Source organism: Virgibacillus dakarensis, assembly GCF_900155625.1.
GTDB lineage: Bacteria > Bacillota > Bacilli > Bacillales > Amphibacillaceae > Lentibacillus_C > Lentibacillus_C populi.
Window position 1 is genome coordinate 1306354 of sequence record NZ_LT732553.1, and the last position, 13193, is coordinate 1319546.

General features: G+C 40.1%; 13 protein-coding genes. 1 reads left to right on the top strand and 12 read right to left on the bottom strand.

Annotated elements, in window-relative coordinates:
• Positions 1 to 50: 50 nt before the first annotated feature.
• From CZ382_RS06525 to CZ382_RS06580, 12 genes are all read right to left on the bottom strand, one after another.
• Complete coding sequence (locus tag CZ382_RS06525; RefSeq protein WP_088050398.1) at positions 51 to 257, bottom strand: DUF6501 family protein; 207 nt, start codon at positions 255 to 257, stop codon at positions 51 to 53.
• Positions 258 to 307: 50 nt separating this feature from the next.
• Positions 308 to 1267: a peptide-methionine (R)-S-oxide reductase MsrB gene (gene msrB, locus CZ382_RS06530; protein WP_088050399.1), complete on the bottom strand. Its 960-nt coding sequence runs from the start codon at positions 1265 to 1267 to the stop codon at positions 308 to 310.
• Between the two features lie 80 nt (positions 1268 to 1347).
• Complete coding sequence (gene vrrA / locus CZ382_RS06535) at positions 1348 to 1863, bottom strand: VrrA/YqfQ family protein (protein ID WP_159457770.1); 516 nt, start codon at positions 1861 to 1863, stop codon at positions 1348 to 1350.
• A 584-nt stretch (positions 1864 to 2447) separates the two neighbouring features.
• Positions 2448 to 5591, bottom strand: a complete 3144-nt coding sequence (locus CZ382_RS06540) for an SbcC/MukB-like Walker B domain-containing protein (protein WP_088050401.1) — start codon at positions 5589 to 5591, stop codon at positions 2448 to 2450.
• Position 5592: 1 nt separating this feature from the next.
• Positions 5593 to 6744, bottom strand: a complete 1152-nt coding sequence (locus tag CZ382_RS06545) for an exonuclease SbcCD subunit D (RefSeq protein ID WP_088050402.1) — start codon at positions 6742 to 6744, stop codon at positions 5593 to 5595.
• A 113-nt stretch (positions 6745 to 6857) separates the two neighbouring features.
• The gene (locus CZ382_RS06550; RefSeq protein ID WP_088050994.1) at positions 6858 to 7076 is read right to left on the bottom strand and encodes a YozE family protein; all 219 of its coding nucleotides are present in this window, start codon (positions 7074 to 7076) and stop codon (positions 6858 to 6860) included.
• Between the two features lie 12 nt (positions 7077 to 7088).
• Positions 7089 to 7856: a twin-arginine translocase subunit TatC gene (gene tatC, locus CZ382_RS06555; RefSeq protein ID WP_088050403.1), complete on the bottom strand. Its 768-nt coding sequence runs from the start codon at positions 7854 to 7856 to the stop codon at positions 7089 to 7091.
• Positions 7857 to 7990: 134 nt separating this feature from the next.
• Positions 7991 to 8167, bottom strand: a complete 177-nt coding sequence (locus tag CZ382_RS06560) for a twin-arginine translocase TatA/TatE family subunit (protein ID WP_088050404.1) — start codon at positions 8165 to 8167, stop codon at positions 7991 to 7993.
• 6 nt (positions 8168 to 8173) lie between these two features.
• A complete protein-coding gene (locus CZ382_RS06565) occupies positions 8174 to 8395 on the bottom strand; it encodes a twin-arginine translocase TatA/TatE family subunit (RefSeq protein WP_088050405.1) in 222 nt (73 codons plus the stop codon).
• A 297-nt stretch (positions 8396 to 8692) separates the two neighbouring features.
• The gene (gene mobA / locus CZ382_RS06570; RefSeq protein WP_230856083.1) at positions 8693 to 9292 is read right to left on the bottom strand and encodes a molybdenum cofactor guanylyltransferase; all 600 of its coding nucleotides are present in this window, start codon (positions 9290 to 9292) and stop codon (positions 8693 to 8695) included.
• Between the two features lie 6 nt (positions 9293 to 9298).
• Positions 9299 to 9790, bottom strand: a complete 492-nt coding sequence (locus CZ382_RS06575; protein WP_088050407.1) for a dihydrofolate reductase — start codon at positions 9788 to 9790, stop codon at positions 9299 to 9301.
• 17 nt (positions 9791 to 9807) lie between these two features.
• On the bottom strand, positions 9808 to 10767 hold the full coding sequence (locus CZ382_RS06580) for a thymidylate synthase (RefSeq protein WP_088050408.1): 960 nt from the start codon (positions 10765 to 10767) through the stop codon (positions 9808 to 9810).
• Between the two features lie 1355 nt (positions 10768 to 12122).
• Between CZ382_RS06580 and CZ382_RS06590 the strand changes: the two genes are divergently transcribed.
• Positions 12123 to 13166 carry a C40 family peptidase gene (locus tag CZ382_RS06590; protein WP_088050410.1) on the top strand — a complete coding sequence of 348 codons (1044 nt, stop codon included), beginning with the start codon at positions 12123 to 12125 and terminating at the stop codon, positions 13164 to 13166.
• Positions 13167 to 13193: the final 27 nt, after the last annotated feature.

A 13193-nucleotide genomic window follows, 5' to 3' on the forward strand; every position in this document is an offset into this window, starting at 1 on the left:
TCAAAAATATTTTAACCATCTTTTTAAAAAAATAACAGGGTTATTCCCTGTTATTTGATCTCCGTAAAATACGTTTTTAAATATCCGCCAATACGCTCACTGTTATCAATAATAAAATAAAATTCATCGGTTTCATTTTTTACATCGTACACTTTTCCAGGTGTTAATTTGTTATGGACGATAAATTTTTTTGCATCTGCATGGACACATTTAATTTGTTTGATTGTGTCGCTGTTTTCCCAATTTAAATGGATCATTTCTTTCCACTCCGTTACTTTTAGTTTACATAATTAAATTACCGTTAACTTCACTCAAATAAATATAAATAGCTTTGGTAGCCTTCCTCTGCCATTTTTTCTTTTGGAATAAAGCGCATGGCAGCAGAATTCATACAGTAACGCAGTCCTCCATGCTCTTTTGGACCATCATTGAAAACATGTCCTAAATGTGAATCTGCCTCCCTGCTTCTTACTTCCGTACGGATCATACCATGTGAAGTATCGGTGTTTTCTTTCACCTGATAATTGTCAACGGGTTTGGTAAAGCTTGGCCAGCCACAGCCCGCATCAAATTTGTCCTTGGATGAAAACAATACCTTGCCAGAAACGATATCGACGTATATTCCCTCTTTTTCATTATCCCAGTATTCATTCTGAAATGGTGTTTCCGTTCCATTTTCCTGGGTAACATTGTATTGAATTGGTGTTAATTGTTCTTTTAGTTTACTTTTATCATACGATTTTTTCCAGTTTTCTTCGATAAAATCAGCTCTTCCTGACCCCTTTTTGTACAATTTATAGTGAAAGGAATTGGTTTTATAATAATTCTGATGCTCGTCCTCGGCTGGATAAAAAGATTTAGCGGGAAGAATCTTTGTGACAATTGGCTTGTTAAATTTCCCGCTATCTGCTAACTTTTGCTTAGCGTCCTCAGCGATTTCTTTTTGCTTTTCATTATGATAAAAAATCGCTGTTTGATAGGAATCTCCCCGATCATTGAATTGTCCACCGGGATCGGTTGGATCGATTTGCTGCCAAAAAGTTTCAACCAGTTGCTGATAAGGCATAATTGCCGGGTCAAATGTAATTTGCACTGCTTCTACATGACCAGTTGTGTGGGAGCATACTTCCTCATATGTTGGATTTTCTGTTTCCCCGCCTGTATAACCAGACACTACTTTTATAATACCTGGTCGCTCATCAAACGGTTCTACCATGCACCAAAAGCATCCACCAGCAAATGTAGCAATTTCTTCATTAGCTGCCATTTTGTAACCTCCATTTTGCAATGTTTGCTTCCATTTTTTCGTCTTTTTGGGAAAAAAGCAAGTTATGTGACTTGAACAGATCAGATGAACAACATTGGTTTGGACTCGCCATCTTTCATATTCGTTTTAGGTTGTGTCGATGGTTGTTGTTTTTCATTTTTATCATTGCCGGAATCTTCTTTTTTACTACTGGTATCTTGTTCTTTTGGCGGATCCTCGGTACTTTCTTCTGGTTCATCCTCTGTATCTTTAAGTGCCTTCATCATGCGAAACATCGCTGGGATATTTTTTACCATCGGACCATACTGCTGGACAACTGGAGCTGTTGACTGGACCATTTTTAATACCTGCTGTACATTATTTAAGGTGTTGGTAAGACCACCTCCAGCTTGTGTTGGCAGGGCAGCCCCTCCTTGCTGCAGGTTTTGTGGTTGGAGAAACCGGCCAAGCATGTTTTGCATAAAATTGCCACTCGGAGCACCGTTTATACCCCGACTTGGAAACATTGGATTACCAGGCATTCGCTGCATCGGACCTGGTCGCATTGGCATTTGGCCAGACGGGAAGTTGGTTGGACGCTGAAATGGGAATACCATGTTTATCCCTCTTTTCGTTATCATTGTCTAGATTATTGTACGTAGCTATATGTAAAGGGTGTAGGCAAAAAGGAAAAGGTCTTTATAAACAAAAGCGGAAGCGCCCGGTTAGCGGCGTATGGACTGGACTGAGCCGTAGGAGATAAAGGAAACACGGTGAGCTGGAAGCGAACCGATGTTGACTTATCGTACGGAGGTGAAGGAAGTCCACTAGCCGCTGGGCGCTGGAGCTGGACGTGGCACACTTTGCTGCGAACTAAATAGAGTTCAAATTTTTATACTTTCTTTAGGATCAATAAAGACCTTTCAGAAGTAGTCTAACCAATGACCTCAGATGCAATAATCGATCCAATGGCACCTGGTAAAATAATCCCCAACAAAATAACAGATAACATGGTATCCCCTCTTTCGTAGCTTATACCTTTATTATAAGCCAACCCTTTCCTTTACGGGGCTCCCAAATTTGACGAAATTCTGAAATATGATCGGAAATAAGAAAGCTAGTATTTCCCGGGAAACCGCAAAATGTAACAGGTTTTCGGGCTTTTCTATCGTTTTTTGCCGAATAATAACGAACAATGATGCTAGAGTTTCACAATGGATTTGCTAATTTCATGTTGCCCAAATGAAAAGGCTAGTTTTGAACCTTGATGTGATGGTGTAATTAGCAATTTAGCGTGAATCTCGCTTTTTAACTGTGGAACATGGGAAATGATTCCGAGTAATCGGTTGCTCTCCTGTAAATCTTTTAGACAATCGATCGCCTGTTGCAAGGAAATTTCATCCAGCGTTCCAAATCCTTCATCGATAAATAACGTATCTAATTGCACACCACCTGCATGTGCCTGTACTACATCCGCTAATCCTAATGCCAGACATAGTGCCGCTTTAAATCCTTCCCCTCCTGACAGTGTTTTGACAGACCGCTTTTGGCCAGTATGGTGGTCGAGCACTTCCAAATCCAGCCCGCTTTGCGCACCTCGTTTTGCCACTTGACCGCTGCGCATTAGCTGGTAACGGTGATCCGTCATGCGGTCAAGCCGAACATTTGCCTGCAGTAATATTTCATCCAAAAAGGAAGCAAGGACATATCGTTCGAACGAAAGCTTTAAATGATTGTTCCCATTTGCCAGTTCGGCTAATTCTCCAACTGAATAATATTCGTTTGCCAACTGTTTTTGCTGATCAAATTGGTTGGCTACATTCTGTTCCGTTTGTATGTCGTTTTGTTGTTTTAATTCAAGCGCGTACATCTTGTCACTTATTTGCTGGAATTCTGCCTGTTTACGATCAACTTGCGCTTCTAACGTCTCAATGTCTTGTCTAGGCTGTTCGTTTATTTGCCTTGCCAACTCATCAAGGCGATAGCGTATCTGTTCTCTCCTGGTCTCATGAGCAGTGAGTTGATTTTCCATTTTCTGTTGTTCGTCCGGAGTAAGCTTTGCCTCCTGATACGATTCTATAGTGGAGAATCCATTCCTATATACCGCATTGGTAAATACGTTATATTGCTCGTCAAAATTTTGCTTCGTGTTGTTTGTAAATAATTGCTGTTGGTCCAAAATGGTTATTTCTTTTTGCAAACGATCATGGGACTGCTGATACTGCTCGCGAATCTTTTCCCAACGTAATAACTCCTGCTCTAAAACAGCCTTCATTTGCTCTATTTGGTTTCTAAAATTTGCAGCATCATTGATCGTTTCCGGTAACTGCTTGGCCAATTCTTCCAGTTTGGCCTCTACCTTTACCGCTTTATTTGCAGTGCTTTGGTAGGTCTCTGACAATTGATCAAACGTTTGTTTAAATTTTTGTTGGTCATTTTTATACTGTATCCGCTGCTTTTTTAATGCTTCCAGTATAGTTAGCTGTCTGGCTAGATTGTCTTTATCATTTTGCAAATTTGACAGAATTTTTCTCCAGTTGTTAATTGCATGCTGAATAGTATTTTGTTCAAGCTCTGTCAAATCGTTACCTAATGAATCAAAAAGCTTTTGCACTTGAGCGCGTTGACTTTGTCCCTCTGATTTACATACTAAAACCTTCTCTTGAAAAGCCACGTATTCCTGTTCATTTTGCTGAAGTTCTGATTTGAGCTGTTCCAGTTCATTTTCACTTACTGCTGTTTCATGTGCACGAGCTTTTTCAGGATGTTCCAATGATCCGCAGACAGGGCACGCCTTCCCATCCTCTAGATGATGTGCCATTAACGTAGCATATTGCTTTTTCTGCTCTTCTTCCTTACAATTGCACCGATCCCGCAATTGTTCGAGACGAGACTTTCGCTTATCGAGTTCTCGCTGCATCACTTGATAGTTTTTCCGTAATTCTACCAGTCTATTATTTTCAGTAAACAAGCTTTCCAGTTGATTGACTTTTTCTTTTCCCTTCTCAAGCTCTTCCCGCTTCAGATAAAATGTTTTCGTCATTTCCTGTTCATCATTTAACTTTATTTCTATTTTTTCAATCTCGTTTTCCAGCTGCTTTATCTTCGTTTCGACTCTATCACGTTGTGCTTTGTACTTGTCCTTGGCCGCATTTATTTGCTGTGCTTCCCTTTGCAATGTCAAGAAACTCGTTACCTGTTCTAATTGAACTTTGGCCTGTTTGACTGATTCTTTCAGTTTCTCTCGTTCTGGTTCCCGATCAGCTGCTTCTTTGTAGGCTACCTCAGTTTCCGTAAATTCTTTTTCCAGCTGATTTATTTTTGCCTGCTGTTTTGCTAATTTTTCTTTTTGCTCCTGCCATTCCTTTTTACGGGCATTGCTTTGATTTTCAAACGGAATAATTTCCTGTGCTGCTTTTGCCAAATTCAGTCGCTCTTTTTGCTTTATGATACCTGGTAAACGTTCCTGTAATGCTGCTTGTTCTTTCTTCAGTTTTTCCTGTTCCACATATTTTTCTTCCAGTGACTTTCCTTCGTGCAGTTTTTGCTGGGCCTGTTTCAACGCTTCTTGCTGTAGTGCTTTTTTTCGTGCCAGCTCGTCAAGCTGTTTCTTCGTATAGGCGATTTCCGCCTGGATTTTCTCCGTAACTACTTCCATGGAGTCTGCTTCCTCAATTTGTTCATACTGCCAGCTGATTTTCGTTATTTCCTGTTCCATCATCCGGTCTAACTCACTAATTTTTTCCTTTAGGGATTTTGCTTCTGCTTTTAACGCATCGGTCATTCTCTCATAAAAATAAGTTCGGAAAATCTTTTGCAGAATCACTTCACGTTCTTTGCTATTTTCCGAGATTAATTTACGAAATTCACCTTGTGGGATTAACACCATTTTTCGGAATTGCTCATAATCAAAGCCTAGTCTTTCCTCCAGTGTTTCATTGACTTCTTTTATTCGGGATGTAATTAATACACTGTTTCCGTCAACAATTTCATAAAGTACCGCTTTAGCTGGTTCTTCCGTGTATCCGTCTCCCCGATCTTTTTTACGAGGCTGCTTTGGACTTCGAATAACTTCATAGACTTTTTGCTTCAGGGAAAAACGGAATTGTACTTCGGTTGGTTCAGCCATTTTGGCAAAATGACTGCGCAGTGAATCCTGGTCACGGTCAGAACCACTTGCCCGGCCGTATAATGCGTAGCAAATCGCATCAAAAATCGTTGTCTTTCCAGCACCTGTTGGGCCTGTTATTAAAAAAATAGACTCGTTTCCCAGTTCGCGAAAGTCTACTGCCTGGTTTTCCAAATAAGGGCCGAATGCAGTAAGACATAGTTTAATCGCACGCATCTTACTCCCCTCTCTCGTCTTTTAGTAATTGGGTAACAATTTTTTCGACATATTGTTTCCGTTCCGCTGTTATCGGTGCTCCTTTTATCTCTTCAAAAAAGGATGAAAATAATTCGCTATGTGACTTTGATTGCTGCTGTCTGATTTGCTGTAAATCCCCTAAACTGGCAGATCTGGCCAGTCCCTTACGTTCAAGTCGAAGGATATTCGGGTAAATGCTCCGCAGCTTATTCATTGGATCGATAATTTCTCCTTCATCAAGTAACCGGATATGTAAAAAGTCATCCGTATTCTCCACCGGGTAATCCATTAACTCCTGGAAATATCCCTCAACTACTTTCATATCATGTTTTGGGATTAAGGGGATCAATCGCAAATCACAATGTCCCGTTTCATTCATTTCTACAATGGTAACTGATTTATTGTGATTTGCTTCAGAAAAGGAATATTTTAAGATCGACCCGCTATAACGAATCGTATCCCTTGTTATGCGCTGTGCCTGATGCAAATGGCCAAACGCAACGTAAGAAAAATCGCTGAACAGTGATGCATCAATATAGGGGCTTCCACCAACCATAGACAACCTTTCTTCTGATTCTGACTCCATTCCACCAGCCAAAAAAGCATGTCCAATAAACAGATGACGCTCTTTCATGTCGTTGTTTTGTTTAATATGATCGATGATTGCTTCCATTGCCGTATGATGGGATGTAATTTCTTCGTTATCAAAAAATGACCGAACCTCTGCAGGCTCCACGTATGGAATTAAATGAAAATGTACTGGACCAAATTCATCATGAATCGTAATTGGCATGAGCGGTGCTGATAATTTCGTTTCAATATACAATTGCTGTGACCGGAACAACTGATTGCCAAATTCAAGCCTGTCAGGGCTATCGTGATTTCCAGCAATCGCCAGCACCGGGATGTTGCAATCAATAATCAAAGTGGTTAACATTTTATTTAGCAGTTCAACAGCTTCCTTTGGCGGTACAGCCCGATCGTATAAATCACCCGCAATAATCAGACAATCTGGTTGTTCTTCTTTCACAATTTCCATTAATTGATTTAGTACATAATCTTGTTCTTCTGTCATATGCACACTGTTAACAATCTTACCTAAATGCCAGTCTGCTGTATGTAAGAGCTTCACTTCATCATCCCCTTATGAGTACGTGTTAAAAAGTCGCCAAATTGGCTGGTGACTTTGAACTCCTCTATTAGTTCCATTTTAACAAAAAAACTCCGGATCTGCTCCAGAGTTTTTCATTCTTCATCACGTTTATATAGATCCCATACTTCATCAAACACCATCAGCGCATTTGGGAATGGACTATTCCATTCCAGGTAGCTTGAAATTTCTCCATAATCTATTGCATGTTTTGGAAAATCATGATCATAAAACATCCAATCAGCGAGTCTGCTCCTGTTGTCAGGTTGTTTTTTCCCCCGGTATGTCATCATATAATGGTAAAATGAGCGCAACATATATCACCCCTATTCAAAGCTGTCCTGTTCCATGAATTCCTGATGCTTTTTCAGCTTTTTCCTGTATACGATCCGGGAGAGAGAAATACTTATTTCATATAGAATGATTAGTGGGATTGCCACAACAATTTGCAGCACAAAGTCTGGTGGCGTGACAATTGCCCCGATAATAATTAATACAAAATAGGCGTATTTTCGTGTTTTTCGCATAAAATCGGGTGTGAGAATTCCAAGACTGGTTAAGAACATAGCAATAATCGGAATTTCAAAAAGGATCGCAAATGGTATTGTTACACGCAGCAAAAATTTAAAATATTTGTCAACGGTAAAAAGCTCATTGAACATCCCGTCATTTAATGATAGCAAAAACGGTAAAATAAGCTTAATAAAAATAATGTAGCCAAATGCCAGTCCACCAATAAATAATAGAAAGACCGCCGGAATATAGGCAGCAGACGCTTTTCGCTCAGCAGGGGTTAACCCCGGTTTGACAAAGAGCCAAATTTGCAAAAATAAAATAGGAATGGTTCCAATAACTGCAACTAACCCGGCCATGGTAAAATAAACCCAGATAATTTCCCCGGGGCTGATGACATTTAACGTGAATTTCAAATCATTCACAAAAAAACCGTAGATATCTTTCACATAAACAAAGCCAAGGATAAAAAACAGTACAAAAAATACTGCAGTTACGATTAGTCTATTTCTTAACTCGGATAAATGTCCGGTAATATTCATTTCCTTTTCATTTTCAGTTTGTTGTTGATCTTCAGACATTGCCTTACACTCCTCCCGGTTAGTAGCACAAAAGTGCAAGCGCCTAGCACATAAATTTCAATATTTACCTAGACTAGCACAAAAGAAGATGTAAGGTTATTGCCCTTACACCTTCTCGGAATCCATCACTGGTATTATTTGTTGCTATCCTTTTTATCATCATCAGAGACAATATCTTTTGTAGCATTTTTAAATTCTTTTAGTGAATTCCCAAATGCCTTGCCAATTTCGGGAAGCTTGGAAGGACCAAATATGACTAATGCAACGATCAGAATTAAAATTAACCCTGGAATACCGATATTGCTAAACATAATGTATCACTCCGAATGATTATATTTGCTTTCTTTGCCATCAATAATTTCTTTTGCTTCCTTTACTTCATCCGTAACATCACTTGTCAGGTCACGTGCCGAATTTTTGAATTCCTTTAATGTATGACCAGCTGCTTTACCGATTTCCGGCAGTTTTTTAGGACCAAAAATGACTAATGCAATGATTAAAATTAAAATCAATCCTGGAAATCCTATATTTGCAAACATATGTACACCTCTTTGTCATTAATTATAAAGCCAACGCAATTGACTTGGAATTATTTTTTAAAAGATAAGAAAGTATATAAATTTAGGCTCTGTTCTGCTATCAGCAGGATAAGCCACGTCCGGCTCCAGCGTCCAGCGACTAGTGGACTTCCCTCACCTCCGTACGATAAGTCAACATCGGTTCGCTTCCAGCTCACCGTGTTTCCTTTATCTCCTGCGGTTCAGTCCAGCATATACGCCGCTAATCGGGCGCTTGCGCCTTTGTTCTAAAAATACATCTCTTATAGCCTACATATTTTAACACAAATTCCTTTGCCAAGACAACTTAGCTTGTTCGTATTGTGCCGGATTATTCATATTAAAGAAATGTTTTGTTCGTACATAAGCCGGAATTGTGCCAAATTCATGAATATAGTTGACACGAATATCGTCAACTATACTTAGTACTTTTCGATTATCGTTATCCAAATGCCGCTGGATTACCGGCAATACGGATCTCCTGTATATTCCCGCAAGCGGCTGGAGCTGATTTTCATATATCGGAATAACGGCATCGTAATCGTTTAAATGCTCTTGCAGATACGAGTAAACCCGCCGATTGATAAACGGCATGTCACAGGCAGTAACGAAATAAACGTCTGCCTGATGATGGTACAATGCTGTCTCAAGCCCCGCTAAAGGGCCTTTGTCAAAATACCTGTCTGCCACAAGTGGTAAATCAAGAAATGTATACACAGAAGGCTCGTTTGTGACAACAATAACCTTATCACTAATCAATGTCAATTCGTTTGCAATATGCTCAATTACCGGTTTATCATTTAATGGTAGTAATGACTTGTTTTCTCCCATTCTTGATGACTTACCGCCCGAAAGAATGACACCACAGCTGTTCATCATACCGCCTTACCTTCGATCATATTGTAAAAAGTAATAATCATAAGGATTTTTTTCATCCTTCTCCCCTTTTATTTTTGATGTAAGCGACCATTCGTCCATTGTGAAAATAGGAAAATGTGTGTCGCCAGCAAATGAAGCATCAATAAATGTAATATACATACGATCAGCGTGGTTTATGAGCTGTTCAAAAATTGCACCGCCACCAATCACAAAAAACTCTTCATCTGGGTTTGCTTCGTTCCACCTTTCGACTGCTTCCAGATCATGAATGACATGAACGCTATCGGGGAATTGCTGTTCATCCTTTTTTGTAATAACGACATTTTTCCTGTTCGGCAGTGCCTTGCCAATGGAATCGTACGTTTTTCTTCCCATAATAATGGTATGACCGGTTGTTAATTCTTTAAAAAACCGCAAGTCGTTCGGTAAATGCCAAGGTAAATCTCCTTCTGAACCAATAACTTGATTTTGGCTCATGGCAAAGAGAAGTGAAATCAACGTAAATTCCTCCTTATTTATACAGCTATTGGCGCTTTAATAGCTGGATGTGGATGGTAGTCCACAATTTCAAAATCCGTTATTTCAAAGTCAAATATTGTTTCTTTTTCCGGATTCAGGTTTAGTTTAGGAAATGCCCTTGGTTCCCGCTCCAGCTGAATGTTTACTTGTTCGATGTGATTGGCATATATATGTGCATCCCCTAAAGTATGAATAAACTCACCGACATTCAGGTTACATTCATGTGCAATTAAACGTGTTAACAGCGCGTAGCTTGCGATATTAAACGGAACACCTAAAAAGATATCTGCACTGCGCTGATACAATTGACAGGAAAGCTTCCCATCGGCAACATAAAACTGGAATAACGTATGACATGGTGGCAGCGCCATGTTGGATGGTACGTCCTCCGGGTTCCAGGCAGTAACAATGTGGCGGCGGGAATCCGGGTTTGTACGTATCGAATCAATGACGTTTTTTAATTGATCGATCGTTTCGTTCTTTGACGTTTTCCATGCACGCCATTGTTTACCGTAAACCGAACCAAGATCACCATATGTTGCAGCAAATGTGTCATCATGAAGGATTTTCTCTTTAAATATAGTCATCTGTTCCTGATACCGCGCATTAAAATCCGGATCCCACTGCGAGCGATTACCGAAATCCGTCATGTCTGGTCCCTCATAATCCGGGCTCTCTACCCATTTTTTAAATGCCCATTCATTCCAGATGTTATTTTTATGTTTAACTAAATAGCGAATATTAGTGTCTCCTTTAATAAACCAAAGCAGTTCACTTGCTACTAAACGAAACGGAACCTTTTTTGTCGTTAAAAGTGGAAAGCTTTTGCTTAAATCAAACCGCATTTGATGGCCGAACACCGAATATGTTCCAGTGTTTGTACGATCCTCTTTCTTAGCTCCATTTTTGAGAACAGTTTTACATAAGTCCAGGTATGCTTGTTCATCCTTCAGCATTATTTCAACCCCCGTGTTTTGTGGTAATTTGGTTCATAAAGTGAAACTTCATTCAGTGAGGGTTTCCTCCCCACGACAAATCAGGAATTTACGGGCTTGTTTACCTCTCCTTCAAGTTTACTGACACTTAGAGATGGTGTATTACAGTCCGTTAATCTCGTGAGATAAGAAACCAACATGGCTCCGCATTCGCGCAGCCACCATCTATGATGAAAAAGAATTTCTAGCCTGGATAGGAGGTATATCACATTCATTTATTGCCAATACAGTTTAATAACAATACAACAAGGCCGAAAATACTCTGGTGGATCCTGAAAGGGGATACCCTGTATAAGAAACGGGTTGTGACAGTATAGAAGTACCATCTATTGTGACTAGAACACGTATACAAAAGTTTTTCAATAATACTACTGTCATTTGTATTGTTATATTGGTAATGTGGTCATCCTCCATTAACTATAATATAAAGGAGACCCTAACCAAAATTGCTAAATTTGTTCAAAGAAAGGACATAGTATTTTATCTTTAGATCACAAATAAAGTCCGTAGATAATTTAACCCCTTCAAAAAATTGAATGATGAAGGGTCTAGCTTTGTATTGGCTTTTCTCGATAAGTGTTTTCATACAAAAGTATATAAATTTAGGCTCTATTCTGCTCTCAGCAGAGTAAGCCACGTCCGGCTCCAGCGCCCAGCGGCTAGTGTGCAACACCCGCCTCCGTACGATAAGTCAACATCGGTTCGGGTAGGAAGGAAGGCCGACTAAGAACGGCCTTTGCGGCCAACTCACGTCTACCCCTTTTGAAGGGGCATGTTTCCTTTATCTCCTGCGTAGGAATGTTCGGTTAAAACCGCTGCTTTGCGCAGCAACACCGAACCACCCTGCTTGGCAGGGCGCAGTCCATACGCCGCTAAACGGCGCTTGCGCCTTTGTTCTGGATAAAACCGAATCATTCTTTCATTCATTGTAACATAAACGTAATCTCCTGTAGATCATAAACCATTAATTTCGGCATAAAACTGTGTAGAGGATGTTCAAAATTCCGGTAAAAATGACGTTTCGAGATTTCTATTAGCATTTGAGGTTTTTTGCTCAAATCGTCCACGTCAATAGACAGCAGGTACGTCCTGTGCAAGCCCGATCCTTGCCGAATACCACTTCTTTTTTGCGTGCGATGCATACTTTGGAGTGCTTTCCCCTGGTGCTCTCATAAAGCCACCTCCAAGTTGGACGCACAAGACGTACTGGCAGCGGTGTTGCAACAGGATGCCTCCAGACGTTAACCGACCTCGTTCCTGTTTATCCTCCTTTTGAACACCATTAGAAGAACAAAAAAGGGAAAGGAGCTCGTTGCATGATAAATATACTGCCAGAGCAAGTTGTCAAACAATCCGTGCTATACAGCTTTGTATTAAGTCAGCCGCTCGCTGTTTATGTTGATGCATATCCTGTCCTGCAAAACAAACTTCTATTGGAAGCAGAAACTCTTTCCTACGGCGAACATGGAGAAACAGTTCGTGTATTACAGCAAAAACTGAATAAATTATCCTATTATGACGATCAAACGGATGGTGATTTTGGTATCCTGACAGAACATGCATTAAAAAAATTTCAACAGGATAATAATGTTGTCGTAACAGGCCAGGCAGACATTCAAACGATATATAGATTAATTGAAGCGGAAAAGGCAATGTATCTAGAGCAAATAAAGGACTTATCTGATTCTATTTATCCTGGATTGCATAGCAAAGATGTTAAAGTAGTTCAACAAGCATTGCATTATTTTGGATATTATGAAGGGGAAATTGACGGCATTTACGGACCGATGACAAACAGGGCACTTGAAACCGCTGAAGACGAACTTGGAATTGAGCTTACGAATGAAGTTACACAACAAAAGCTCTCAGCATTATACAAAAAGGCTGATGCAGAAGGAAGCAGCCGCCAGGAAAAAGTAGTCGAACAAGAGTCACAGCCAGAGGAACAAAACCAGGTAGCAGATAACCAGAAAAGTAAAGTTATGAATTTGGAAGTGACAGGAAACAATAACGCTGAAATCGCACAAGCCGCTACCCAATACGTTGGCACCCCCTATGTATGGGGAGGAGAATCGCCAGGTGGATTTGATTGCAGCGGATTCATTCAATATGTATATCAAACCCATGATATTACTACACCAAGAACGGTTAGTGATATCTGGAATTTTGCCTCACCTGTTGACAGCCCCTCAGTTGGTGATCTGGTCTTTTTTGAAACCTATAAACCAGGTCCGTCACACATGGGAATCTATTTGGGTGACGGAAAATTTATCCACGCCGGGGAATCACGTGGGGTCGAAATAAGCGAAATGAACAATTCCTATTGGGAAGCAAAATATTTGGGAGCAAAACGGATTTAAACACGTAATGTAACATGGTCTTTTGAA

What these genes read in the sequence shown, in the direction of transcription:
- CZ382_RS06525 (WP_088050398.1), bottom strand. Translation starts at nt 257, where the DNA reads ATGATCCATTTAAATTGGGAAAACAGCGACACAATCAAACAAATTAAA.
- CZ382_RS06560 (WP_088050404.1), bottom strand. Translation starts at nt 8,167, where the DNA reads ATGTTTAGCAATATCGGTATTCCAGGGTTAATTTTAATTCTGATCGTT.
- mobA (WP_230856083.1), bottom strand. Translation starts at nt 9,292, where the DNA reads ATGATGAACAGCTGTGGTGTCATTCTTTCGGGCGGTAAGTCATCAAGA.
- tatC (WP_088050403.1), bottom strand. Translation starts at nt 7,856, where the DNA reads ATGTCTGAAGATCAACAACAAACTGAAAATGAAAAGGAAATGAATATT.
- vrrA (WP_159457770.1), bottom strand. Translation starts at nt 1,863, where the DNA reads ATGGTATTCCCATTTCAGCGTCCAACCAACTTCCCGTCTGGCCAAATG.
- CZ382_RS06565 (WP_088050405.1), bottom strand. Translation starts at nt 8,395, where the DNA reads ATGTTTGCAAATATAGGATTTCCAGGATTGATTTTAATTTTAATCATT.
- CZ382_RS06540 (WP_088050401.1), bottom strand. Translation starts at nt 5,591, where the DNA reads ATGCGTGCGATTAAACTATGTCTTACTGCATTCGGCCCTTATTTGGAA.
- CZ382_RS06590 (WP_088050410.1), top strand. Translation starts at nt 12,123, where the DNA reads ATGATAAATATACTGCCAGAGCAAGTTGTCAAACAATCCGTGCTATAC.
- msrB (WP_088050399.1), bottom strand. Translation starts at nt 1,267, where the DNA reads ATGGCAGCTAATGAAGAAATTGCTACATTTGCTGGTGGATGCTTTTGG.
- CZ382_RS06580 (WP_088050408.1), bottom strand. Translation starts at nt 10,767, where the DNA reads ATGCTGAAGGATGAACAAGCATACCTGGACTTATGTAAAACTGTTCTC.